The following is a 25,852-nucleotide window of genomic DNA, read 5'->3' as shown; positions in this document are numbered from 1 at the left end:
ACGGGCAATAGTCTTTCTGCACCCGTTCTATAGCAATGATTGGCGGGAAGGGAACAGGTCTTGCTGCGGTCGGTTGTGAAATGTAGCCGTCAAAGCCGCTTTCGGTACGCGTATCGATGCGGTGTGCGCGACAGGATCACTGGCTGGGGCGGGAGGGTTCGAACCTCCGAATGGCGGTACCAAAAACCGCTGCCTTACCACTTGGCTACGCCCCAAAGTATCAGCGCCGATTTTGATTATCCGCGTGACAGCGCGGCCTTATAACCTCTGCTTCCCGCTTGTGCAATGTGAATGATCGGAGAGTTTGTACCTTCTGGCACTTGTTTCCAGATATTTTCCATGCCGGCACGGCGGGGCTTTGAACTTAAGTCGGGGTTCTGTTCAGAAATACATATCGATAGGCTGGAGCGATATTGTGTTTTGACGGCAAAGCAGCAGCACCGTGCCAGCCGTGCAATCAGGGGGATGGGCCTCCCTGGCTGAGGCATACGGCCAATATGCTGTCAAAACTTGGAGTGAAGCGAATGTGGTATCGACCGCTGCGCATCACCCTAGAAGTGCGAAAGACCCGTACGAGCTGGCTACTCATAGTACGGGTCTCATTCACACTAACCTAGGAATGGGAGGTGGGCTTCTGCCTGCCTCCTATCCAAGCTGGAATATAACACTTCTCAAGAATTTTCCAAGAGTGCTAAGTGACCACTCCGAGGTCGTATATTACGGGAATCAGCATTGGCTGCCATCATCACTACTTTTCTTGTCGCTGCCGTTTCGAGTGCGGTCTTGCTGGCGATCATCATGCGGGCGCTTCCTGCAGATTTCCTTGGTGCGGCGGTCACCGAACGTTCGAATCACACGCAGCCGGCGCAGCAACTGGGCGGGCTCGCCATTGTTCCCGTGATTATTGCATCACTATGGGTCTTTGGCTCCGCAGCCGGCCTTGACCGGCAGTTCCTTTATGCGACAACCCTTGCGTCTGCCTTGTTGTGGATCGTGGGTTTCCTTGATGACCGCCATCATCTGCCGGAGACAATCCGGCTCGCTTCGCAACTCGTTGCTTCGGCGATTGCCGTGTATGGGCTCGGGGAAGACTTTCAATTGCTGCCGGAATTTTTGCCGTTCCTGGTCGAGCGCGGGCTTCTCATTCTCGCCCTCGTCTATTTCATCAACCTGACGAACTTCATGGACGGGCTCGATCTCATGGTCGTCTCGGGCCTCGGCATACCCCTCGCCCTGCTTGCCGGTTTCGTCATACTCGGGTTCGCCTCGCTTCCGACCGGTAGTCTCGCCGCTTCGATTGCCGGGGGACTTGCGGGGTTCGCACTTTTCAACCGGCCGAAAGCGAGCGTTTTTCTCGGCGACAGCGGCAGCCTGCCCCTTGGCCTTCTCGGCGGCCTCGCCTTCTTTCGGCTTGGTCATGATCTGTCCATCTGGGCCGGGATCATTCTGCCGCTGTTCTTCATCGCCGATGCCACGTCCACACTCTTGATGCGGCTGGCGGCCGGCGACAATATCTTCGCCGCCCATTCCAAACACGCCTACCAGGTTGCCAAACGAGCGGGCTGGCACGTGTGGAGCATCATCTTCGGCGTCAGCCTGCTCAATCTCGTTCTCGGCGTCAGCGCTATTGGCGGAGCACAGGAGGGCGCGCTTCGCGCCGCTTCTATCGTTGCGGCACTCGCGGCCGTTGTGCTTGTCATTTGCAGATTTCGGGGAAGACTTTAGGAACTGGCGCAGTCGAACAGCAGCTTGCGAACGGCATCCGCATCCTGCCTCTCGATCAGTTCCTTCAATTCAGCCACGGCGCCGGGCAGATGACCCACGGAATTGACGTTGCGCTTGGCGCGTAGAATCTTCGAATGAATAGTCGGCGAGACTGAAACCGGGTCGTAAAAGAGCTCTTCATGCAGCTTCTCCCCGTCGCGGATGCCGACGGTGACGATCTCGATATCCCCCTCGGGATTTTTGTTGTCCTTGATCGTGAGGCCCGCCAGCAGGATCATGTTTTCCGCAAGATCGCGGATACGCACGGCCTCGCCCATTTCCAATAGGAGGATATCGCCTCCTTCCGAAATCGCGCCCGCCTGAATAATCAGTTCCGCGGCTTCGCGCACCGACATGAAGTAACGCGTCATTTCATCATGCGTAACGGTCAACGGTCCGCCGTGGGCAATCTGTTCGCGGAACAATGGGACGACCGAGCCGCTTGAACCGATCACGTTGCCGAAGCGAACGGAGACGAATATCTGACCGCTCCCCTGCTTGCTCGCTTCGTCGCCATGATAGCGGACGATGAGCTCGGCCCAACGCTTGGTGGCGCCCATGACATTCGAGGGCCGAACCGCCTTGTCCGACGAGATAAGCACGAAGTTCCGTACTCCCGCCTCGCGCGACAGTCTGGCGAGTACTTCCGTGCCGATCACGTTGTTGCGGGCACCTTCGACAACGTTTTCTTCCACCAGAGGCACATGCTTGTAGGCCGCGCAGTGATAGACATTCTCGATGCCGTGCGTCGCAAGCACGGTCCTGATTAGCGGCGCATCGGCGATCGAGCCAAGCACCGGAATGACAGTGCAATCGCTGACCGCGGCGAGTTCCCGATGCAACTGATAGATACTGTGCTCGTTGACGTCGAAGATCACCAGCTTTGCCGGGGCAAGCTTTACGATGGTACGGCAAAGTTCCGAGCCGATCGACCCGCCGGCGCCGGTAACGAGAACGGAGCGGTTTTCCACGGTCTTGTCGAGCAGGGCAGGATCAGCCGGTACGGGCGAGCGGCCAAGCAGATCATCGATATCGATGTCGCGCAAATGACTGATCAGGTATTTTCCTGCGGTCAGATCGGAGATCGCAGGAAGAATCCGGACCTTTACGTCCAGCAGCTTCAACCTGCCGATCAAACGACGGCGCTCTATTCCACTCAAGGCCGAGGTCGTCACGATCAACTCGTTGATGCCAAAATTATCGATCAGGGTTTCGAGCTGCGATGTCGGGTAAACGCGTATGCCAAGAATATCCATGCCATGCAGGCTCTTGTCATCGTCGATGAAACCCGCAACGAAAACCTCATTCTGTGATCTCAACGCATTGGCAAGCTGCCTCCCCGCATCGCCCGCACCAAAGATGAGACACTGCCGCGCCAGGAGTTTTTCACGCATCGGGCTCCACAAGAGCCACTTGGCGGCAAACCGGCTGCCACAGATGAGCGCGATGCTCAGTACCCAGTAAAGGAACGGTATGGCCCGGGGCACACCCTCGGCACCGGTCATCAGCGTCAGGAAGGCGAGGCAGACCCAGAGAATAACCGATATTGTCACTGCCTGGATCATCGTCCAGATCGCCTTGTCCGGCAGATATCGGATGACGGAGCGGTAGAGCCCGAATCGCACGAACACCGGCACCCCGATCAGCGGTGCAGCTATCATGAGGAGAGCCTGTTCGCTATTGGGCACGAAAAACTCGCTGAACCTCAGCAGATAGCTGAGCCAAACGGCGAAAGTCAGCGTGACCATGTCGAAACCGACAAGGAGTACCTGCTTGTAACGACGCGGCATCATCGAGATGCTTTGCCGATAGTTTTCCAATTTCATTGATCCTCGGCTTTGGAGAATAAAGGCATGTCGGTTCGGTGAGTCCTCACCTAATACAAATGCAAGACCAGTAACATAGGGCGTTATAAATGCAATGGCGGTTTCGCCCCTCAACCAGGGCGTGCTTGGAAATCAACAGAAACCGAGATATGATACGGTCTGGAGTAAGCGGCAGACTTTCGTCCACCCCTCCCTTCCTAGGTTATGAAATGGACCCGGATCACGAGAGACCAGCTCGTCCGGGTCTTTTTCAATTCTAGGGTGATGCTAAATGGTAAATACCACACAGTTCACCTCCGTTCACCGGCGAGGCCCTCGCCTCGGTCGGAGCGGCCAATCCCCTCCAAATGCCTCGCTGGCTCGATGCTGCTGCTTTCGCCTGTAACCCTTGAAGCATGAGTTGAATGCACGTTCTGCACAGCGAATGCATGGTTGTATCCATCGGCCCGAAACACCTTGCGGGTTGTTGTCCCGCGCCTTCCCTCGCTGGCGGTTTATCCAACAATTCTTCGGCGGCATTAAACTCGGCGCTCCCGATAGTGACTGGAAGGACAGCCTGATGGACCAGACAACGAACCTTAATTTGCCCTATATTGCGCCGGCGCAGGCGCAGAAGCATGTCACCCACAATGAAGCCCTCCGCGCGCTCGATGCGCTGGTTCAGCTTTCGGTGCGAAGCCGCCGCGTCGCCGCGCCGCCGCAGGAACCTGTCGAAGGCGATCGTTATGTCGTGGCGCCAGAGGCATCGGCACCCTGGGCAGGCAGGAACGGCCAGATCGCCTCATGGCAGGATGGCGCCTGGGCGTTCTTCCAGCCGCAGGAGGGGTGGCATGCCTTCGTCATCGACGAACACAGGTTCGTGGTGTTCGATCGCGCGTCCTGGCGTGAAGTGGCGGGCGGTACCAATCCCGTGGAAGCCGTCGGTATCAACATGGTCGCCGGCGAGGACAATCGGCTGGCGGTGAGGAGCCCCGCTTCGCTGTTCGACCATGTTGACGGCAGCCATCAAATGAAGATCAACAAGGCTGATGACACGCAAGTCGCCTCCCTGCTTTTCCAGTCAAACTACGAGGGCCGGGCCGAGATGGGTACGATGTGGGGGCGCGAGTTCCGCATCAAGACCAGTGCAGACGGCGTTCAGTGGCATGAAGTCATGGTCGCGGACAGTTCGACCGGGGCAGCGCGCTTTCCATCCGGCATCATTCATGCAGCAACGGGCAAACGGCAGTCCGGGCTCATGCTCCTTCCCGGAGCCCCAATGGGCACCGCAATATTCCAGCCTCGCAGCCAAGGCACGGGTGCGGCCAAACTCGCCTCGATCGGCGCAGATATCGTGACTTTCACGACCAATGCCGCCGGAGAATTCTTCAGCCCTGCAATGCGCGGCCGGTCGATGGTGCGTATCTGGAATGTGACAAAGACACCCGCGCAATCAGCCTTCGCCAAATGGGATAGTGCGGCCAACCAGTTGCAGGTGAGCAGCGCCGGCGATGTCGCGGCATGGTCTGCGGGCGATACGATCCAGCTTGGCGATCCGCTTGCCAGCCTCATCGCCGTTGATGTTTCGCCCGTCATGCAGAACATCTTGGGCAGTGCTTTTGGGCAGGATGCACTTCTGCTTGATACGGGCGATGGGGGGAATATCACCCTCGCCTGCAGTGATCCGTCGCCCGCGTCCGCTTGCAACCTCGTCTATTTCAAGATCGATGAGACCCGCAGCTTCAGCGTGATCGGATTTTACGGGTGAAAGTTGCTGCAGTGCGTGGTTCGACAAGCTCACCATGAGGGCGCTTTCGCATATTGTCACCCTCATCATTGGTGTCATGTGTGTCCAAAACCCCAGCATTTACTGGGCTTTTCCTTGTCAGTAGTGTCGTTAGTGTTGTATGCATAAAAAAACGGATCAGGTCAGGAACAAAAACAAGCCGGAACTCAATCACCACAAATGGTGAATGAAAACGGTCAGCAGCAAACGGCTTGGCGGAAAAGCTGTGATCTAAATTTGCGACGGTCGGTCGCTGTTGCGAATCCCTGCTTTGGGTGACACAGTGGCAAAGCAAGAGGGGCAACCGATTTGCGTCGATCACCCCTCCAGTCCCCGGACAAGTGGGGGAGCCAACTGAGGCGAGGGCCTGCGGTTTTTATAGTCTTTTGCAAGGAGACGCCGCAGGTCTCGTTCAGCACGGTCACTCTCGGTGACTCACGCTGATGAAGCAATGCCTCAAAGGACCTATCCAACGGCAATTACCGATATTCACCGATCTGTGGATAACCCGTGCGCAAAGGCGGTCAAACAAAAAATATCCCACTAGGACAGGCAGTGGGACGAAAAACCAAAACATTTATTTTCGGTGTGATATCATGTTAGGAAGGTGGAAAACGCCCCATGAGGGAGGTGGGCTGATTGCAGAGGGAGGTGGGCTGATTGCACGATAGTCACTCGCCTCGGTGTTCGTGGCTCCTGCAAAACCACAAACAACCCTCATGGTAAGCTTGTCGAACCACGCACAGTAGTAATGCAGGAAAAATCCTCTCAACTTCCGCGGTAGGTCGAATATCCCCACGGCGTCACCAGCAGCGGCACGTGATAGTTGCCGTCTGCATTCGCTATCGAAAACCGGATAGGGATGTCGTTAAGGAACGGCGGATTGTCTCGCGCAATTTGCGATGCCTTGAAATAATCTTCGACGAAAAACGTGAGTTCGTACTGTCCAGCCGTCATCTCATCCGGTGATAGCAGCAGGTCATCGGTCCTGCCGTCAGCATTGGTGACAAGGGTCTTGAGCAGGTGGCGGCCGTTCCTGTCGATCCGGTGCAGCGTCAACGCCATGCCGGCAGCCGGTTTTCCCGCCGCCGTATCGAGCACATGTGTGGATAACTTTCCCATTAAAGCCTCTCATGCAATTAAATCATCGAGGCGAAAGCGTGCGATCAAAGCGATCTGTCGCAGCGCTTCGCTCACTTCCTCGCCCGAATTGTTGTTCAGGCGCTGGCGGAAGGCCGCCATTATGGAATGCTTGTCATGGCCCCGCACGGCAAGAATGAACGGAAAACCAAAACGGCTCTGGTAGGCATTGTTCAGGCGGTGAAACTCCTCGAACTCGGCGGCGGACAGACGGTCCAGGCCTGCGCTCTTCTGTTCGCTCGTCGATTCCACTGTCAGGTCACCCTGGCGTGCTGCCTTGCCCGCAAGGTCCGGGTGCACGCGAATAAGCCTGAGTTGCGCCACCTGCCCCGCCGCGTTCACAGCAGCGGCCATCGCCCTGTGCAGATCGTCGATACTTGCAAAGGGCCGCAACCGCGCGGCGGCCTCCGCCACCCAGGGCGAATGCTCGAATACGCCGCCAAGCGCCGCAACGAAGCGCGTGGCGTCAAGGGAGTTGAGTTTGTCCAATGTCATATGCTGCATAGACGTTCCAATATCGCAGGATAGCGATGCTGCTGTGCGTGGTTCGACAAGCTCACCATGGGGAAGTGGTAGATTGCACAACCATCGTCGAACTGACTCCCTGCAACGCACTTACCTCCCTCATGGTGAGCGTGTCGAACCAAGCACGACATCATTGCTGTTGATCATACTCGGATTGCTCCCTTTGCATGACTTACCGCCCGCAAGACCGCTTCCGGCGTCGCCGGTGCATCCAGCTGCGGCACCCGGCCATGGATCGAGGCGATGGCGTCGCGAATGGCCAGCCAGACAGAAATACCCAGCATCAGCGGCGGTTCGCCGATCGCCTTGGAGCGAAAAACAGTCTCCTCGCGGTTCGGCATATTGTCGAGAATACGCACATTGAACTGAGGCGGCACGTCGCGCGATCCTGGAATCTTGTACGTCGAAGGCCCCACGGTCCGCAGTTTTCCAGCCTTGTCCCACCAAAGTTCCTCGCAAGTCACCCATCCCATGCCCTGCACGAAAGCGCCTTCGATCTGGCCAAGATCGATGGCCGGGTTGAGCGGGGAACCGACATCCTGCAGGACGTCGGCGCGCAGGCAGCGGGTTTCGCCTGTCAGCGTGTCGACAGCAACTTCCGCCACGGCAGCACCATAGCTGAAATAGAAGAACGGCCGCCCCTTCATCGTCTTGCCATCCCAATGGATCTTCGGCGTCGCGTAGTGTCCGGCTTCGGAAAGCTGAACGCGCTTGGCCCAGGCCATCTTGGCCAGCTCACCGAACGATATCGATCGATTGCCAGCGTGAACACGGCCTTCGCGATAGATGATGACCTCCTCTTCGACGTCGAAATATTCGGCCGCCACACGTGTCATGCGCGACTTTATTGCCGTCGCTGCCTTGAAGGCAGCCATGCCGTTGAGATCGGACCCAGTGGAGGCCGCCGTTGCGCTTGTGTTGGGCACCTTGCCTGTCGCGGTGGACGAAATGCGCACCATGTCGAGCTCGACCTGGAACACTTCGGCCACCACCTGCGCGACCTTCACAAAAAGGCCCTGCCCCATTTCGGTGCCGCCATGATTGAGGAAGATCGACCCGTCGAGATATACATGGACAAGGGCACCTGCCTGGTTGAGCGAGGTCAGATTGAACGAGATACCGAATTTGATCGGCATCATCGCGAGGCCGCGCCGGATAAGCGGATTGGTGGCATTGTGCCCGTCGATCTCGGCGCGGCGGTAGTGCCACTCCGCCGAACTCAGCACCGCGTCCGTCACTTCGGCAAGGCGATTATCCTCCACCTGCTGGCCATAGGGCGTCATGTCGCCCGTCCCCTCGCCATAATAGTTGACCGCACGGACGATATTGGGATCGAGCCTCAGTTCCCGGGCAATCGTATCGATAACCGCCTCGATGGTGATTATCCCCTGCGGTCCGCCAAAGCCTCGGAATGCCGTGTTCGATACCGTATTGGTCTTGCAGGCATGGCCGATGAAGCGGGCATTCGGGATAAAATAGGAATTGTCCGTATGGGTCAGTGTACGCGTGATCACCGGTCCCGTCAGGTCCGGAAGATTGCCGGCGCGAGCCAGGTATTCAACGTCAAGACCGAGAATTTGGCCTCTTTCATTCACGCCGACTTTCCAGTTGGCGACATAGTCGTGGCGCTTGCCGGTCGCGATCATGTCATCGCGGCGTTTCAGGCGCATCTTGCATGGCCTGCCGGTCTTTGCAGCTACCAGCGCGGCCGCCCCGGCAATGATCGTCGGCTGACTTTCCTTACCGCCAAATCCGCCGCCCATGCGCCGTACCTGGCATTCGACCGCGTTGGCATGCACACCGAGAATACCCGCAACGTGATGCTGCACCTCGGTCGGGTGCTGGGTCGAGGAATGCACCAGCATTTCCCCGTTTTCGCCGGGAATGGCATAGGCAATATGGGTTTCCAGATAAAAATGATCCTGTCCGCCTATCCGCAATGTGCCGGATAAGACATGCGGCGCACTCGCCAGCGCCTTGTCTACATCACCCTCGACGACTTCCTGCGGCGGCAGCACATAAGACTTGCGCCTGTGTGCCTCCTCGATATCGAGAATGGGCTCGAGCGCTTCGATATCGAGCTTTACCTTTTTTGCGGCGCGATAGGCGGTTTCAAAATCGCGGGCCGCGACGACCGCGATTACCCGTCCTTCGTGATCGACGACACCTTCGGCAAAAAGCGTCTCCCCATGAAGGATCGGGCCGACTTCATTGTGGCCGGGGACATCCTTCGCGGCCCAGACACCGGCAACACCTTCCATCGCCAGCGCGTCGGAGGCATCAAAGCCGTTCAGCCTGCCATGGGCGACCGGCGACAGGACGAAAGCCGCATGCAACGTCCCAGGCAATTCCGGCATATCGTCGATGTAATTTGCCTCGCCCGCCACATGACGCGCCGCGGAATCATGGGCGATGCCTTTGCCGACTATGCTGCGCTGGACAATCTTGGCATCAATGTTCATAGCGCGATGACCTCCACTGTCTCTCCGTTTACATCGCGCCAGAAGCGCTCGGCGAGGTTCGCTGCGACCCGCAATCGATACTCGGCGCTGCCGCGCCAGTCACTAAGCGGCTGGAATCGCGCGGTGATGGCAGCGGCGCAGGCTTCTATCGCATTCTGGTCGAAGTTCGTGCCGACCAGCGCAAGTTCGGCGCGTGCAGCACGCTGCGGCGTCGCGGCCATTCCTCCGAAAGCGATGCGCGCGCTGCGAACCTGCCCCTCTTCCCGTATGATGGAAAAGGCGCCGCAGACGGTCGAAATATCCTGGTCGTAACGCTTGGAGATCTTGTAGACGCGAAACTCCTGCCCCTCGACAGGCTTCGGGATAGACACGGACGCGATCACCTCGTCGTTTCGCAGTTCAGTCTTGCGATAATCCAGAAAGAAATCTTCGAGCGCCATAAAGCGATGACCGCTCGAGGAGGCAAGCTCGACTTCGGCTCCGAGCGCTATCAGCGCGGGCGGTCCATCGCCGATCGGGCTTGCCGTGCCTATATTGCCGCCAATCGTTCCCATGGAGCGTATCTGGGTCGAACCGAAACGGCGAATCAACGTCGCGAAGGAAGGATAATAATCGGCGATGCTGGAGAGAATCTCTTCCCACGTTACCGCCGCACCGAAGCTCAGATGATTTTCAGTTTCGCGAATGGCGCGCAACTCACGTACATGGGCAAGCGAAATGACTTCGTCCCAGTCGGAATGGTAGTCCGCAAGGGCAACGCCGAGATCCGTTCCGCCGCCGAGCAGGATGGCACCCGGTTTCTCCTGGCGCAGTTCAAGCAGGTCATTGAGTGTCTGGGGCTGGTGAAACGTCGAACCGGAGGCGGAAATCGTCTTGCGGGGCTCGATTTTCGCGAAGGCAGCGGCGTGCGGACCGTCTATCGCCGTAATCCCGGCCTTGCGCGCTGCTTCGACGATCGGTCGATACCCGGTACAGCGGCACAGATTGCCGGCCAGCGCATCGTGGATATCTGCGTCATTGACCTCCGCCATGGTTGCAGGACCTGACGCTGCAATCTCTGGCTCTGCGGCGCTCTTCCCGGCGGCAAGACCTGCCCCCGCAGCGCTTTTTCGCGCTGCAAGACCTGCCCCCGCAGCGCTTTTTCGCGCTGCAAGACCTGCCAGTGAAATCACGATGCCGGGCGTGCAGAAGCCGCATTGCGAAGAGCCGTTTTCGGCCATGGCTGCCTGGACCGGGTGCAAATGTTCGGATTTCAATCCTTCGACAGTCACCAGCGCGCGGCCGTCGATCTGTCCCATGGCGAGAATGCAGCTGTTGGCCGCCTGGTACTGTACCTCGCCGTCCCCATCGTCCTCACCCCGGGCTTGCTGAAGGGTAGACCGGGGATCACCGATCAGCACCGAGCAGGCACCGCAATCACCTTCTGCGCAGCCCTCCTTCGTGCCGGTCAGTCGCGGCCCGCTCCGCAGCCAGTCAAGCACTGTCGTATCCGGCCGAACCGAAGCTTCCTGCTTTTGACCATTTAGAAAAAAACGTATCGTTTGTGACATAGCTCCAGCTTCAACCGGCCGGGCTTGGGCGTCAAGGGAAATGCCATCTATCTCCCCTCTTGTGGGGGAGAAAGCGATTGCGGGCTATCTATAACTTCGCAATCCTGTAAACCACATCGCCGAAGACGTGCTCTTCGAGATTGTCACCTTCGCCGCCACGATCGACAATGAGAAAATCCGAGGTTTCCTCAAGGGAAATCAGTGGGTGATGCCAGGTGTTGCGGGCATAGTTGACGCCCTGATGGCCTTGGCACAGAAAGGCGGATGGCGTACCCGGCCTGCCGCCTTCGTCCTTGGCCACCACCACAAGGAACGGGCGCCCGCTCAATGGAAAAAACGCCTGGCTGCCAAGTGGATGACGCTCCAGCATTTTAATGTCGATGGGAGGCGCAAAAGACTTGCCTCGAAAGATATTCACGAGCACCCGCGCGCTTTCGCCCGTAATATCGACATGAGCGAGATCGTGATAACGCTCGGTGGTGCCGCCGTTGATCAGGCGCATGTCAGCCCCTGCCGTCTCGATCACATCACCGAAGGGTGCAAACGCTGCCCTGGTCAGTGGCCGGGCCTCGAGGGTGACGGTTCTCATGCGCCGCCGTCAAAAGGCTGATGTTCGTGCCAATGATTGGCGATATCGATCCGCCGCGTTATCCACACATCTTCGTGGTGCTGCACATAATCAAGGAAACGCTCCAGCGCTGCTGCCCGGCCTGGACGCCCGGCCAGGCGGCAGTGCAACCCGACCGACATCATCTTCGGCGCCCCATCTTTGCCCTCGCGATGCAGCACGTCGAACGTGTCCTTCAGGTAGGTGAAGAACTGGTCGCCGGAGTTGAATCCCTGAGGCGTCGCAAAGCGCATGTCGTTTGCGTCGAGCGTATAGGGCACGATCAGGTGCGGTCCCTTTGGCCCCTCGACCCAATAGGGCAGTTCATCGGCGTAGCTGTCCGAGGAATAGACAAAGCCACCCTCTTCCATGACGATCTTCAGCGTATTGTCGGAGGGCTTGCCCTGATAAATCCCGAGCGGACGCGACCCGGTGATCTCCGTGTGCAGCCGCACCGCCTCAAGGATATGTCGGCGCTCCAGTTCCTCAGGGAAATCCTTGTACTCCAGCCAGCGCAACCCATGGCTGGCGATTTCCCAATTGGCCTCCTTCATCGCGGCAACAGCTTCCGCATTGCGGGCCATGGCGAGTGTAACGCCATAGACGGTCACGGGCAGATTGCGGTGGGTAAACATGCGCCACAGCCGCCAGAAACCGGCGCGCGATCCGAATTCATAGATCGATTCCATGTTGAGATTGCGCTGGCCCGCCCAGGGTTGCGCGCCGACAATCTCCGACAGCAGCGATTCGGATGCGGGATCATCGTCGAGGATCGAGCTTTCTCCCCCCTCCTCGTAATTGATCACGAACTGCAGGGCGAGCTTGGCGCCACCCGGCCATTTCGGGTCGGGCGGATTACGGCCATAGCCAATCAGATTGCGGGGATAGTCTGGCATTGAGGGAGTGGTGTTACTTGGAATGCTTTGGCTTGTCGTCGCGACGTTCATCGCGTGTGACGAACATCACAAAGGCCACCATAAGCAGCCCGCTTACCGGCATTATCATGAAGAGCATAAACTGTTCCACTGTCACGGTTTTAACCCTTTCAATGTCTGTCTTGCGCATAAATGTAGTGCAGTCGCGGCCATAACACAAATGGCTGCGCCGATTACGATCAAAGCACTTGGCCCATTTGCATTATAGATACTTGAAGCCAGCGGCGCCAAACCGCCCACGGCCCACAAGGCAACAGATAATCCATTGAGCCAAGTCGCCGTGAGCTTTCTCTGCTCATTATAAACCGTCGCCAAACGTCCAATATAACACCAGTCAAAAGCGACAATTATAAAAAATACATAGTGAAAAAACGGCGGATTATAAACAAAGCGCCGGTCTAGCCGGCGCTCTGCTGTATCACCGGCGCTTGAGCAAGGAGCCCACCGCCGGAACGGTCGCAGCAGCCAGCGCGAGCTTCAGCATATCTCCAACGATGAAAATGCCGACACCATAGGCCAGCGCCTTGTCGAAGCCGAACAGATAGGCCATCCACAGGAAGCCCATGCCGAGGATAACCAGTTCCGCGGCGAACATGGCCGCGCCGAGCATCAGCGGACTGCGCGCAAAACCCTTGTCGGCAGCACGGCCGACGATCCAGGCGGCGGCAATATAGGACAAGAGGTAACCGCCAGTCGGGCCGACCATATAAGCAAGACCAATGCCCTTTTCCGGCGTTCCGGTGAATACGGGCATGCCGAGTGCCCCCTCGAGGAGGTAGAGCGCCATGGTCGCCACGGCAAGGCGCGAGCCATAGGCTGCCGATATTGCGAAGACCGCGAAAGTCTGCATCGTCACGTTGACGAAGACCATGTCCACTTTGGTCTTGGCGGCAAGGGTCATCAGCGCAGTGCCGGCGAGGGCCAGAGAGACAAACCATACTGCTTTCGCAAGTTGGCCTTCCGGCTGGAACGTTTCGGCGAGCGAGCGGGTCCGGGCAGCAATCATTTTCTTAACCTCCACAATGGCTTTCGCCAGTTCATGAAAATGTATATTGAGGATCATGCCGCGCTGCAATACGTCGAAAGCCGCATAACCAGGTGTATTCGAAAAAATGAATCTCGTTTTCGACAAGGTATTTGCGCCGCACTACGGCGAAGCCATTGATATCGCGCCGAATGTCAAACGTATCACGGTCAACAATCCGAGCCCCTTCACCTTCCACGGCACGAATTCCTACCTGATCGGAAAAAATTCCCTCGCGCTGATCGATCCGGGCCCGATCGATGAAGCGCACAAGGCCGTTCTTCTGCGGGCGATCGGCGGGCGCCCGGTCAGCCACATTTTCGTCAGCCACACCCATCGCGATCATTCACCCTTGGCCAGCGTTCTGAAAGATGAACTCGGCGCTCTCGTCGTTGCCGAAGGGCCGCATCGGCCCTCCCGTGCGTTGCACCTCGGCGAAGTCAATCTTCTGGATGCAAGCGGCGACACCGGTTTCATGCCGGACATACGCGTCGACGACGATGCGCTGATCGAAGGCGATGGCTGGGCGCTTCGATCCATTCACACGCCTGGCCACACGGCAAATCACGTGGTCTTCGCGCTTGAAGGCTCGGGCATCCTTTTCTCGGCAGACCATGTCATGGCATGGGCAACATCCATCGTCGCGCCGCCCGATGGCTCGATGTCCGACTACATGGCCTCGCTGGACCGGCTGCTCGCACGCCAGGACCGCGTCTTCCTTCCTGGTCATGGCGGCCCGGTCACCAGGCCGAAAACATTCATGCGCGGCTTGAAAGCACACCGGAAAATGCGCGAGCGTGCCGTGCTGGAGCGGGTGAAACGAGGCGACCGCACCATCGCCGAGATGGTCAGGGTAATCTATCGCGAAACCGATCCTCGCCTGCACGGCGCCGCCGCCCTGTCCGTACTCGCCCACCTTGAAGATCTGGTTGCGCGCGGCCTCGTGCAGACCGAAGGTAACCCGGCGGTCGACGGCATCTATTGGTAGTTGCCCGCAGCGAACATTATGGGCCGTAATATTGAGCGGAAAAGTGTTTGAGCCGCGACCAACCCTTGAAGATCTGGTTGAGCGCGGCCTCAGACCCTGGGCCTCCCTCATGGTGAGCTTGTGAACCACGCACAGCAATCTGCCCAACTGCAGAGCGAAGCCAACCCAGCTGTTGACGGGGATTATTGGCTCCAGCCAGCACCAAGATTTGATTGGTATTGCTTTTTAGCCAATTGGTCTGCTGCATGAACAGCACGCGGGAAGACGATTTTTCAAACATTGTCGAAAATCGCAATATCCGCGACTTTCGTCGGATTGCGTGCGGTTGTCCAAAAATCCAATCTAAGACCAATCCGCACGCTTAGGCCGGGCAATTTTGATTTCGGTTATTCAAGACTGTCATGGTTCAGGCAGCACACCACAAGGCCGATTTGCGGCCATTCAATTTATACGAAGCGATGTTTCACAATGGTAATTAAGTAAGAGGTTTCATTTGATGAAGAGAAAATTCAAAGGTGCAATAGAATACCCCGCCCGGTTCGTCATTCACATTTGTCTTGCGTTGGCGTTATTGGTTCAGCCGGCATTTGCGGGTAAAGCGCCCCCTAACAAGCGGTTCCATTTGCCGACCTTTCAGCAAATAAAGTCGCTTGATGGCGAATTCACTCTCAAGGATGAAAGCCGCATCGTTCTGAAAAAGGATGATGCGCAGCTTGTTGCTGTTCTAAACGCCCCGCGCGGTTGGGCCGAGAAGCTACGCTACGCAACGGGTTTCCCGCTTAAGATAATCGTTGATTCTGCTCCCGTGGCCGGTGACATCGTTCTCGACAAGGACTCAGGCGGAAAACTCGCGGAAATGGCCAAATCTGCAGTGTTGTCGACGCAGCCAGGCAATAGCAAAGCCACGAAAAAAAACATCGGCAGCAATGTACTGCAAGAAGGCTACTTGCTTGCCATCGGCAAGGATCGCGCCGATGTGACCTATGTTGAAACCATGGGAGCCCTGCGCGCGCTGCAATCCCTGACATTGATGCTGATGACCGATGGCAAAACCGCCGGCAACCACCGGACTATCGGGGCGGCGGATGTATTCGATTATCCGCTTTATGAAAACCGACGCATCATGCTCGACGTTGCGCGCTTTTACCTCCCTACGGATCAGCTCATTGGCATCATGGACAAGATGAGTATGCACAAGTTGAACGAGCTCCATCTGCACTTGAACGACAGTGTGCGAGAAATGGGGCTTGCCGACTTGCTCAATCCAGGTGGCAACCCGCCAAAAGCTGGATTTTTCCGGCTTTACAATGAGGACAAACCCAGACCGAAACTTTGGCCCTCTGACGGGCTCGTCTACACCAAGAAAGATTGGGCAAAACTTGAGGCGGCCGCCCTCCGCTACGGTATAAAGATCATACCGGAATTTGACGCGCCAGGCCACGCGATGGCATTTGCTAAAGACGAACCCAAATTACGATACGCCGCGAACAAAGACACTATCGATACCAGCGATTCAAAAGTAGCTGTGGATTATTTCACGACGCTCATTATGGAGTTCCGGCCATGGTTTAAATCGGACACAATCCATATTGGCGGCGACGAAGCTTGGGGAAACAAGCACGTTTCGACTGTAAACTACATCAACGAGCTATACACCAACCTACTCAAACCAACGGGAAATCTTGAGGGATTCAAGCATGTCTGGATATGGTATGAAGCCAAGCTTGCCAACGGTAAATTCACCGAGTCCATCAACGACATCAATCCAAATATCAATATCGCCTATTGGGCGACCGTGGACCCTTTGCCGACCAAAAACAGCAGGCTCGAAGAAATCAAGAAACGACCAGCCAAGTGGATCGACGGTGAGGGCCTATCGTTTTATGTCGTTCCGAAAATGCCCGCCGGGTTCTCACCGGATGGCATTGATCCCGGCGAGGCCTATGCCTATTACGGGGAAAGGCTGAAGCGATACCAAAACCAGGGAACCATCCCTGATGGTATTCAACTATCGCTATGGAACGATGTATCCAAGCTAAATGGGCTGACCTCGGATGAAATCACGCCACATTGGGGAAGAGCATCGCCGCCATGGGATTCGTCTCCTGGCGGGGTCTCATTTACGATGGCAGCAATAAGGTTGTTCCCATAAGCATGTCGGGTTTCGGTAATTTGATATCGGTTTCCCAGGAACTGTCATCTTATTGGGTGCGTGATCGTTTTCCCTACGTTGACGGCGGTCAGGCGTTGCAGGTCTTGTTGGATGCTTCGCGGCATCTGAAGTTGCAGACGCCCATCCAGATCAACATACCCTTTACCGATCTTAGGTTGAGCCTTTTTACGCAGACGACCTACGAAAAATCCGCTTGGGACTGGATGGCCTGGGATATGGAAGATATGACCCGTGCTTTCCGCGGACCAAAGCGACTTGATGGTGCTTGGATTACCAGGAACCCACAATCTTCATCCGGCGGGTTCGTTGCTCTTGAACTGCCAGGCGAAGGTAATGGGTCTTATTACCGCCCAGGGTTTATTTGTCGCGATATTGGTTTTGCACTGGGTGAACGGAAACAATCCGCCTGCGACACCGATACATGGACCGAGCCGCTAGAGGTCAAGAATCTGACCGCCATAGAAAAGAGTGGCGCTGGAACGCTTAAATTAGTCAAGCCGAAGGCTTTCAACGGGTATTTCGGCCTGTATGACGGTAAGCTCCTTTTGCCGCGCAGCAGCGATTTCAACAAGCGTGGCCCGACTTTTGCCGGCGGCACAGTTGAATATTATGATTGATGGCGTGACAGCTTTCCTTGGCAGACGCATTCGCGGCCGGTCGTGGATAGAACAGTGACTTGATCATCTCCTCCCCTTCGTGGGGGGATAATCACAATCCAGGCATTTGACGGGGTGTAAAGCGCCCCTTCAAGTTCACTGCGCCGGCTCGGCTGTTTCCTCTTCCGGCTGGACGCTCTGAACCTCGGCGTCGAGCGCGGTCATGAATGCGGTGATCCGGTCGGCATTTTCGCCGAGATCGTGAATACCGTAGCGGGAGACAGAGCGCATATCGACATAGGTCGTGTCGCCCTCGTCGGAGAGGCGGATAACCACGTCGCTGGTGAAGCCCAGGAGCCAGGTTCTCGCGACCACTTCGAGCAAGATTTCCTCATCGACACCGGGCTCGCCCTTCTGGCTCGCGATCTTCCAGTCATTATTGCCGATGACCTTGGTTACTGCCGAAAGAATTCGGTCGGGCGAACCGTCATAGCGGCGCCCCGTCACTTGTGGATAGGCGGTCGATTGAAGCGCGCGGCTCCCCCGGTCATTGACCAGCGGGTTCATGCGCTCGGTTCGCTGCCCCGCGGCAAACAAGTCAGGCGGATCGGTGATATCAGTGGACACGTCATAGATCGTCGGCAGTGCCAGCGCCTGATAGAGCGTCGTTGCGAAGGGCGCGAGGACGATGAGCGCGATCACCACCCCCCAGAAGGCACTCGGAAAACCGCGATCGCCGCGGCGCCAGACGCTGGTGAAACCGTTGAATGCGAGAAGAAGCGCAAGCAGGGCGAGGCCGGCGACAATGGCGAGGAGCCAGAGAAACTCCGGCGTTTCGATACGTTCGAAGCGGTGGCCAAGCCCTGAAAGCACGAAGAGTATCGCGCTGAGGAATGCGATGCGCACCGACCATGTGGCGGAGATCGATCGGCGGCGTCGAATGTGCGGTCGCATGAGTTCCTGGCATTGCTGATAACAATATAACAGCTACAAGCAAACGCATCGGGAGACAAGCAATCGAACCGGATGTGCATTATTGCGCGGCATGCCGCGAGGAGGCTGGCCTCGTCCGCACGCCCTTGCGCGAGAGTAGAACCAGCAAATCCGTGTCGTCTCGGCCAACAGCGTTCTATGCACCCACCCAGTCGTATAGCCGGCTTGCCGCGTCATATCGCGTACCGATGGCGGGATCAGTCTTGCTCATGACGCCGTTTTCCAGATGCCCGGCATAGCGGCGCAGATAGTTCGTGCCAGCCTTGTCGATGAATGCCACGTCGTACCAGCCGTCCCTGGTGGCGGTGCTGATCGACGCGGTTTTGGCCGCAACCGTCACGGTGTCACCCGTATAGGCGTTGATCATGGTCAGATCGCTATTGCCTTTCGGCCAGGCGCCGAAATCGAAGCGGACTTTTGTGGCATTGGCCTCCGCCCGCACGTCAACGATATCGGCGATCAATCTCTGGTTGGCATCGTGAAATTCGCTGAGATACCCGTTCGGGGCGTGAACGGCGAATTCGTATTTGCCGCCGCGATCTTTCACAAGATCGTACTCGTCCGATAGCGCGACCGGCGCGTCCGGCTTCGCGGCCTTCGTCAGTGCATAGAACCATGCGCCGCGCCCCTCGTCCGCCTTTACATAGGAATAGACGTTGAGCGCCACACCGATGCTGCCCCTGTTGCGGAACGTCAGCTGGAGTTTGTCGGCTTTTCCGTCATTCTCCGTGATCGAGGCGAAGACATTGAAATCATAGCCGAGCGGCAGGAGGGCCACCTGATCCCACGCCTGTTTACGCCGCGTATCATTTTCAAGGTCGATGGAAACATCGGCGTTCCGGCTCTTCGTTGTATAACGGGCGAGTTTGGCCTTCAGTTCATCCTGTTCTGCCTTGGTCAGATAGGCCGGGATGGGTTTTGCCGCAGCCACTGCCGCGTCCAGCCGTTCTTTGCCCGCCTTTGCCGCCGTGTCGAGCTTGGGGGTAAAATCGAAAGCGCTGGTCAAGTCGCCACAAATTGCGCGGCGCCAGGAAGAAATGTTGGCAAAATTCGAGCCCTCCGTGTGCAATCCCCTGGCGCCAAGCCAGGCATCAAGAAAGCGCAATGTAGAGGTATGGTCGAAGAGCTCGGAGCAGACCCGCCCGCCCACCGTCCAGGGCGAAACGATGACACATGGTACGCGCGTGCCAAGACCCATTGGCTTGCTCTGATCCGTTATCGCTGCCCCCCTGCCATCCGTACTCCGCACAACGCATTCCGCATCGACATTCGTCACGTCATCCGTCTTGGGAATGGAGATGCCAACGGAAACCTTGCCAACCCCCTCGGTCCCGCCAACCTTACCGGGAGCAGGCGCAAGCGCCGGCAGCGGTGGCATGGGCGGTGGAACGTGGTCGAAAAAGCCGTCATTCTCGTCATAATTGAGAATGAAAACCGTCTTTTTCCACACGTCCGGATGGGCGGCGAGCACCTTCAATATTTCATTGGTATAATATTCCCCGAAATGCGGTGAGATGCTGTCGGGATGCTCGCTGAATGCAGTCGGCGCGACAATCCATGAGACCGCCGGCAATGTTCCGGAGGCGACATCTAGCTCGAAATCCGATGGCTTGTCCGGATCGGTGCGCAGGATCGTATTGGGGCTGGCGCAGCGCTTGAAAATCTCGTTCGTCCGGTCATTCCAATATTGCTTGAAATAAATGACGGTATTGTCCCCGAAATCCCCGGTGAACTCGCCCGGGTTGATGCCAAGATCATCGATGCCGTTCTGATAGAATTTCCAGTCGATCTTCAAATCCTGCAGATGTTCCGGATAGGTTTTCCAGTCGGGTTTGATCGCAGAATTCTTGCTCCCGGTAAAATATGGATTGACCGGAAGGCCTTTTGCGGTCCCGGACCAGAAATGCGAGCGGTTCGGGTCTGTGCCGGCAGGCACGGAGCAATGATAGCCATCGCAGATCGTGAACGCCTCGATAAGTTTATGATAGTAGGAAAGGTCCTTGGCTGCATCGAGATGGGCCATTGTCGTGAGATTCTTCTTGGCGGCGATCCAATTGTCGTTCCAGCCGGATCCAACGGCCTTCAACCCGTCGTCGTAGCTGTGGGGCAAGCCGAAATCCTTGGATGCATAGTCCCCCGCTGACTCCTCGCCGCGCCGCACCTGGAAGGGCTTGATGACTTTCCTTGTTCCATTGGGCTGGGTGAAAACGGGATTGCCGTTGCGAAGCCGCAGCGGCCGCGGGTCGCCGAAGCCGCGCACCCCGCGCATCGTGCCATAATAATGATCGAAGGAGCGGTTTTCCTGCATGAGGAAAATGACGTGTTCGATATCCTTGAGAGAGCCGAGCTTGCAATGGGCTGCCGCGCTCAAGAGATCGTCGATCACCGTGGATTGCGCCAGCGCTTCCTGCATGTAGGAGGAGCAAGCCGCGAAAGCCGAAGCACTTGTGCCGGCAAGACCCAGCATCTTGATGAACTCGCGTCTGTCCATAATCCATCCGTTGAAAAATGCATTGAACATGGGAAAGCCGGGCGGCCTCTTGCCGTCCGGCTGAACGCAGCTGAGGTCAGCTTGTCGCTGCCTCGTAAATCCTCGTAATCCGATTGTATTTCATACCGATTGCCGGATCTGTCTTGCTGATCTTGCCGTTTTCGATATGCCCTGCAAAGCGGCGCAGATAACCGGTCGAGACTGGCTCCAGGATATTTTCGGAAGTATTGTCGACAAACGAAACATCATACCAGCCATCTTTTGTGGTGATGGTGATGGACTTGGCACCCTTATCCAGCGTTACGTTATGTTTCGTATAGGCATTGGTCATCACCAGTTTGCCCTCGGCGTTCTCCGGCCAGACTAAATCGAAGCGCACGTGCTTGCCATCGTCCAGCGATGTCATGTTCACGATCTCCGCAATGAGATTGTGCGTGTAGTCACGTGCGTCCCCCTGGAATTCGCTCAGGAAGCCGTTCGGACCGTGCACCGCAAGTTTATAATTGCCGTCACGCTTAAGGTTTTGTGCACCCAGATCATAGTCGTCGAACAGCGTAACGGGCACGCCGTCTTTTCCTGCCTTTGCCAGCGCATAGAACCAGGCTCCGCGGCCTAGTTCGAACCGGTTATAGGAATAAACATTCAGCGCAACGCCGCTGCTCCCCCTGTTGCTGAAGGAAAGGCGGAGTGTGTCCGGCTGCTCGCCGCCTGCGGACGTGACGAGGGAGGAGAATACACCGAAATCGTAGCCAAGTGGCAAGAGCTCGGCCTGTCCCTCATCCTGTTTCTTGCCGGTTTCGCCGGCATTGTCCCTGGCAATATCGGTGCTGGCATCTTCATACTTTGGCTGACTCAATTTGAGTTCATCCCGCTCGATCTTTGTCAGGCCGAGATATTCCGGAACCGGGTTGGCCGCGATAACCTTGGCCGCGGCATCCAGCCCTTCCTTACCTTCCTTTGCAAGCGTATCGAGCTTGCGGGTGAAATCGAATGCACTGGTAAGATCGCCGCAAATGGCACGGCGCCATGACGAGACGTTTGCAAAATCCGTGCCAGCCGGTTGCAGGTTTTTGGCGGCCAACCAGGCATCGAGAAAGCGCAAGGTCGATGTGTGGTCGAATAGTTCCGAGCACACCCTTCCGCCAACGGTCCAGGGAGAGATGATCAGGCACGGCACGCGATTGCCGAGCCCCATGGTCAATTGATCCCTCGGCGTATCGGGTAAGAAACGCTTGTCCTGGGGTTCCGAATCCTGCACCAGCTTGACGGCGTGCTCGGCATCGGGGTTTTTCGGATCATTTGAAAATACGATTCCCTTCGAGACCTTGCCCGCACCCGTCATGGCCGGAAGCGGTGGCAAGGGCGGCGGGACATGATCAAAGAAACCATCATTCTCATCATAGTTGATGATGAATACGGTCTTCTGGAAAACCTTCGGGTTGGCAGCGAGCACCCTTAAAATCTCGCTGACATAATACTCGCCAAAATGCGGCGAGATACCCATTGGGTGTTCGCAAAAGGCTTGCGGCGCGTTGATCCATGACACCGCCGGCAGCGTGCCGTTTTTTACATCCTGTTCGAACTGCGAAGGAACATTGGCAACAGTGCGCAGCACAGCATTGACGCTCAGACCTCGCTTGCGGATTTCTGTTGTCTCGTCTTTGTATTGCTTGAAGTAAAGCAGTATATTATCGCCAAAATTACCGAAAAACAGGTCGCCGCTAATGCCGTTTTGGTAACATTTCCAATCGACCTTCAAATCCTGCAGTTTTTCCGGATAGGTTTTCCAATCCGGGCGCTCCCCAATCATGCTGCTGAAGAAATCGTTGGTCGTCCAGCCACCGGCCGTTCCGGTGACGAAATGTGCACGATTAGGGTCAGTTCCTGCGTGGGAAGAACAATGGTAGCCATCACAGATGGTGAAGGCCTGTGCGAGCTTGTGATAGAAGGAAATGTCCTTGGCGGTATCAAGATGAGCCATGGAATCTTGCCCTTTGGCGAGCATCCATTGATCGTTCCAGCCACCATTGATGGCGTCTCTCCCGTCTTCATAAGAGTGCGCGAGTCCGAAGGCTTGATATTCGCCAGCCGACTTGTCCCCACGCCTGATCTGGAATGGCTTGATGTAACCGGCATTGGCGAGCCAATCGACAATCTTGGGAACGTATGCCTTGATCTCCTCTCGCTCGATGAATTTGAAGGGAGTCTTGGCGAGAAGATCGGCAACGAGATTAGGAGAACTCAAATATGGCAGCAGCGAATAGATGCTCTTTAGCGGCAGGGCAGCCAAATCCGGGATGAATGCGATCTCCTTGGGTAACGGATTGACGACGTCTCCTATCTTCGTTGTCTCGTGCCAGCGTGCGAAGGATTGTACCAGGTGAAAAATTTCCGCTGGCTTCGGCAGCCCTGTCGCCAGTGACGGCAGGGTTTTTACGGCGGCCGGCCAGGCTTTTTTCACTTCGTCAACATTGATCAGATTGGCCAGCATCTTCAACAGCATGTCAAGAATTTGCTGGCCTGAAAATTTCGCTATCAATCCCTTGATTGTAGTAACGTCGAAGGAACTGCCAGGCATTTTCTTCAATTGCTCGGCAATGAACTCCGCTACAGCAGCATTGTCCAGCAAGGAGAGGACATAGGCTTTTACCAGGCCCGCCAATGTTTCATCGATGTCTTTCGTTTCGAACAATGAAAGGCCGCTCTTCAAATCCTCGAGCAGTTCGGGAATAGCTTTTCCAACCATCTCCCGCGGGAGAATATTGTTCCATTGACCCTTGATGACGTGAGCGAAGAAATCGTCGCGCAAGCTGTCGATTTGCGGATTTATCTGTCCGGCATAGTTTGGCAGAACTTCGCTGATCTTTTGTTTCAGTTCGTGCTTAATGGTTTTGGCATCTGCGCCCGCGATTGAAGATTCGAGCTGAGCCCAATTGGCGTGAACGATCTTATAGATCGCAGCTGAAATCGGCGGCACTTTCTTCTGCTCGAAAACGGAACTGCCATCCCTCAGCTGCAAGGGCCGCGGGTCGCCAAAGCCGCGCACGCCGCGCAACGTGCCGTAGTAATGATCGAACGAACGGTTCTCCTGCATGAGGAAAATCACGTGATCAATGTCCTTCAGCGATCCGTTCTGGCAATGGGCCGCGGCACTCAGCAAGTCGTCGATTGCGGTGGATTGTGCCAGCGCTTCGTGCATGTAGTTGGAACAGGCGGCGTAGGCAGCGGCGCTCGTGCCGGCAAGACCCATCATCTTGATAAAATTACGTCTATCCATGGATATTCTATCACCTTATAAAATAATACTAATAAAAATTCTTGGCAAATCTTTGAGATAAAATATTACTTGCAAGACCTTTCGGCAAGCTTGGCCAGCGCGTCTGTGACCTTCTTCAGCGTTTCATCCGATATTTTCAGCCGATCCTCCGTCGCAGCGAGCTTTTCGCCGGTCTCCTTGAGCGCCACTTCGGATGCCGTCAGCTTCTCGCTGGTCACCCTCAGCGTCTCTTCGGTTGTCGCCAGCTTCTCGCTGGTCTCCGTCAGCTTTCCTTCGGTTGCAGTCAGCTTCTCGCTGGTCTCCGTCAGCTTTCCTTCGGTTGTCGCCAGCTTCTCGCTGGTCTCCGTCAGCTTTCCTTCAGCTGTCGCAAGGTCCTTTTTGGCTGTTGTCAGTTCGGTATCGGACTTCGTCTTGGCCGCGTCGAAGTTCAGCTTCGCGCTATCCCGTTCCGCCGTAAGGGACGACTTTTCTTTGAGGAGACCATCGCGTTCTTTGATCAAACTCGTCTTGTCGGAGACAAGGCCGTCGCGTTCTTCGATCAGCTTCGATTTGTCTGAGGCAAGGCCGTCGCGTTCTTCGACCAGCTTCGACTTGCCTGAGGCAAGGCCGTCGCGTTCTTCGATCAGCTTCGACTTGTCTGAGGCAAGGCCGTCGCGTTCTTCGACCAGCTTCGTCTTGTCGGAGACAAGGTCGTCGTGTTCTTTGATCAGCTTCGTCTTGTCTGAGGCAAGGCCGTCGCGTTCTTCCATCAGCTTCGACTTGTCTTCGATCAGTTTCGTCTTGTCTGAGGCAAGGCCGTCGCGGTCCTTTGATATCGCCTTACTCGTTTCATCGGATTGCTTGAGTTTCTTCTCACCCACCTCGATCTGAGTGTTAGCGTCGCCGACCTGTCCCTTCAATTCTGCATTCTTCTTTTCAAGCGCTGCCTTGGCTGCCTCGGACTTCGCCAGTTCAGCCTTTAGTTCGTCATATGTGGATTGGGCAACCTGGTTTGAGTTCTCCGAGGCGTTGCATGCGGAAACCAACACGAGCGGCAACAATAAATAAAATCGATATCTCAAAATTCTTCTCCGGAAATAAAACAAAAAATCGCTTGATTAAAAATCTATGCTTGAAAGTGTACCATCCTGTTCTGCGAGGTCAACAACAAGGATGCCCACGCGGGGGGATAATTCATCGTAGGACCCGTTTATTAAGGTCTGATGACATTTCCGCGGGTCAGGCCAACTTTCGCGCCCCTTGCCGCAACCTTTTGGCACCATTTACACTTTATGAGGGTATCCGGTGTCACAGTGATGACATGATCACCGTCCTGATTCGGACACTTGTTTTCGGGAAACCAGAGGGCGGCGTGCAGACCGCGTTGCGATAATGAAGATACCAGGACCGGACGACCTGCCTGAGGCTGGCAAAGCGGTTTCGCTCGAAGTCGTGGAGATCGAGCTTGCGCTCGGCGCCCAGGATATCGTCGCCGACGGTTTCGAGGGCGCTTTGCACAAAGCGGCCGAACTGGTCAATGGCGAGGTGATTTTCAATGTCCGGGCGCCGGAGCATGGCGACCAGCAACGTATCGCCGCCATCTCCGTATCCGATGGCACCTCCGACCAGCTCGTCTATGTGATGCTCGGCAACGACGGAACGAGCCTGACCGTGACCCCGGACCAGCCCGAGATTGCTTCGCCAACGAAACTCGGAATGGACTTTGCCGCGCTGATCAGACGGTTCCGAAGTTAGAT

The 25,852-nt window shown here is 56.4% G+C and carries 19 protein-coding genes and 1 tRNA gene; 6 read left to right on the top strand and 14 right to left on the bottom strand.

Annotated features, from left to right (window positions below; genetic code table 11):
- Positions 1 to 140: 140 nt before the first annotated feature.
- A tRNA-Gln gene (locus CU100_RS06825) sits at positions 141 to 215 on the bottom strand.
- Positions 216 to 732: 517 nt separating this feature from the next.
- Here CU100_RS06825 and CU100_RS06820 point away from each other — a divergent pair.
- Positions 733 to 1,725 carry an MraY family glycosyltransferase gene (locus CU100_RS06820; RefSeq protein ID WP_245418930.1) on the top strand — a complete coding sequence of 331 codons (993 nt, stop codon included), beginning with the start codon at positions 733 to 735 and terminating at the stop codon, positions 1,723 to 1,725.
- Here CU100_RS06820 and CU100_RS06815 read toward each other — a convergent pair.
- Positions 1,722 to 3,590, bottom strand: a complete 1,869-nt coding sequence (locus CU100_RS06815; protein ID WP_106715708.1) for a polysaccharide biosynthesis protein — start codon at positions 3,588 to 3,590, stop codon at positions 1,722 to 1,724. The two genes, CU100_RS06820 and CU100_RS06815, sit on opposite strands and share 4 nt — an antisense overlap.
- 559 nt (positions 3,591 to 4,149) lie before the next feature.
- On the opposite strand from CU100_RS06815, the gene CU100_RS06810 reads away from it, so the two are divergent.
- Positions 4,150 to 5,337, top strand: a complete 1,188-nt coding sequence (locus CU100_RS06810) for a DUF2793 domain-containing protein (protein WP_170113745.1) — start codon at positions 4,150 to 4,152, stop codon at positions 5,335 to 5,337.
- Between the two features lie 786 nt (positions 5,338 to 6,123).
- Here CU100_RS06810 and uraH read toward each other — a convergent pair.
- From uraH to CU100_RS06770, 7 genes are all read right to left on the bottom strand, one after another.
- The gene (uraH, locus tag CU100_RS06805; protein WP_106715706.1) at positions 6,124 to 6,477 is read right to left on the bottom strand and encodes a hydroxyisourate hydrolase; all 354 of its coding nucleotides are present in this window, start codon (positions 6,475 to 6,477) and stop codon (positions 6,124 to 6,126) included.
- Positions 6,478 to 6,486: 9 nt separating this feature from the next.
- Entirely contained in the window at positions 6,487 to 6,999 is a 513-nt protein-coding gene (uraD, locus tag CU100_RS06800) for a 2-oxo-4-hydroxy-4-carboxy-5-ureidoimidazoline decarboxylase (protein ID WP_245418929.1), read from the bottom strand.
- Between the two features lie 164 nt (positions 7,000 to 7,163).
- Positions 7,164 to 9,482, bottom strand: coding sequence for a xanthine dehydrogenase molybdopterin binding subunit (xdhB, locus tag CU100_RS06795; RefSeq protein WP_106715705.1), 2,319 nt, complete (start codon positions 9,480 to 9,482; stop codon positions 7,164 to 7,166).
- A complete protein-coding gene (xdhA, locus tag CU100_RS06790; RefSeq protein WP_106715704.1) occupies positions 9,479 to 11,032 on the bottom strand; it encodes a xanthine dehydrogenase small subunit in 1,554 nt (517 codons plus the stop codon). Before xdhA ends, xdhB begins: the two co-directional genes overlap by 4 nt.
- An 88-nt stretch (positions 11,033 to 11,120) precedes the next feature.
- Complete coding sequence (locus CU100_RS06785; protein WP_106715703.1) at positions 11,121 to 11,621, bottom strand: ureidoglycolate lyase; 501 nt, start codon at positions 11,619 to 11,621, stop codon at positions 11,121 to 11,123.
- Positions 11,618 to 12,535, bottom strand: coding sequence for an allantoinase PuuE (gene puuE, locus CU100_RS06780; RefSeq protein WP_106715702.1), 918 nt, complete (start codon positions 12,533 to 12,535; stop codon positions 11,618 to 11,620). Before puuE ends, CU100_RS06785 begins: the two co-directional genes overlap by 4 nt.
- Positions 12,536 to 12,992: 457 nt before the next feature.
- Positions 12,993 to 13,580 carry a biotin transporter BioY gene (locus CU100_RS06770; protein WP_106716048.1) on the bottom strand — a complete coding sequence of 196 codons (588 nt, stop codon included), beginning with the start codon at positions 13,578 to 13,580 and terminating at the stop codon, positions 12,993 to 12,995.
- Positions 13,581 to 13,686: 106 nt separating this feature from the next.
- Here CU100_RS06770 and CU100_RS06765 point away from each other — a divergent pair, with 106 nt between their 5' ends.
- On the top strand, positions 13,687 to 14,586 hold the full coding sequence (locus tag CU100_RS06765) for an MBL fold metallo-hydrolase (RefSeq protein WP_106715700.1): 900 nt from the start codon (positions 13,687 to 13,689) through the stop codon (positions 14,584 to 14,586).
- Positions 14,587 to 14,602: 16 nt separating this feature from the next.
- Here the strand turns inward: CU100_RS06765 and CU100_RS06760 are convergent, their stop codons facing one another.
- Positions 14,603 to 14,866: a hypothetical protein gene (locus tag CU100_RS06760; protein ID WP_106715699.1), complete on the bottom strand. Its 264-nt coding sequence runs from the start codon at positions 14,864 to 14,866 to the stop codon at positions 14,603 to 14,605.
- A 216-nt stretch (positions 14,867 to 15,082) separates the two neighbouring features.
- On the opposite strand from CU100_RS06760, the gene CU100_RS06755 reads away from it, so the two are divergent.
- Positions 15,083 to 16,738, top strand: coding sequence for a family 20 glycosylhydrolase (locus CU100_RS06755; protein ID WP_106715698.1), 1,656 nt, complete (start codon positions 15,083 to 15,085; stop codon positions 16,736 to 16,738).
- Positions 16,739 to 16,740: 2 nt separating this feature from the next.
- Positions 16,741 to 17,376: a hypothetical protein gene (locus CU100_RS06750; RefSeq protein WP_106715697.1), complete on the top strand. Its 636-nt coding sequence runs from the start codon at positions 16,741 to 16,743 to the stop codon at positions 17,374 to 17,376.
- A 135-nt stretch (positions 17,377 to 17,511) separates the two neighbouring features.
- Here CU100_RS06750 and CU100_RS06745 read toward each other — a convergent pair whose 3' ends face one another.
- The 4 genes from CU100_RS06745 to CU100_RS06730 form a co-directional block, all read right to left on the bottom strand.
- Positions 17,512 to 18,309 carry a DUF1499 domain-containing protein gene (locus CU100_RS06745; protein WP_106715696.1) on the bottom strand — a complete coding sequence of 266 codons (798 nt, stop codon included), beginning with the start codon at positions 18,307 to 18,309 and terminating at the stop codon, positions 17,512 to 17,514.
- A gap of 175 nt (positions 18,310 to 18,484) precedes the next feature.
- Complete coding sequence (locus CU100_RS06740; RefSeq protein ID WP_170113744.1) at positions 18,485 to 20,839, bottom strand: phosphocholine-specific phospholipase C; 2,355 nt, start codon at positions 20,837 to 20,839, stop codon at positions 18,485 to 18,487.
- 76 nt (positions 20,840 to 20,915) lie between these two features.
- Positions 20,916 to 24,116, bottom strand: coding sequence for an alkaline phosphatase family protein (locus tag CU100_RS06735; RefSeq protein WP_106715694.1), 3,201 nt, complete (start codon positions 24,114 to 24,116; stop codon positions 20,916 to 20,918).
- 65 nt (positions 24,117 to 24,181) lie between these two features.
- Entirely contained in the window at positions 24,182 to 25,177 is a 996-nt protein-coding gene (locus CU100_RS06730; protein ID WP_146141803.1) for a coiled-coil domain-containing protein, read from the bottom strand.
- A 310-nt stretch (positions 25,178 to 25,487) separates the two neighbouring features.
- On the opposite strand from CU100_RS06730, the gene CU100_RS06725 reads away from it, so the two are divergent.
- A complete protein-coding gene (locus CU100_RS06725) occupies positions 25,488 to 25,850 on the top strand; it encodes a hypothetical protein (protein ID WP_106715692.1) in 363 nt (120 codons plus the stop codon).
- Positions 25,851 to 25,852 lie beyond the last annotated feature (2 nt).

This window comes from Phyllobacterium endophyticum (assembly GCF_003010935.1).
GTDB lineage: Bacteria > Pseudomonadota > Alphaproteobacteria > Rhizobiales > Rhizobiaceae > Phyllobacterium > Phyllobacterium endophyticum.
This window is presented reverse-complemented; position numbering and strand designations above follow the sequence as displayed.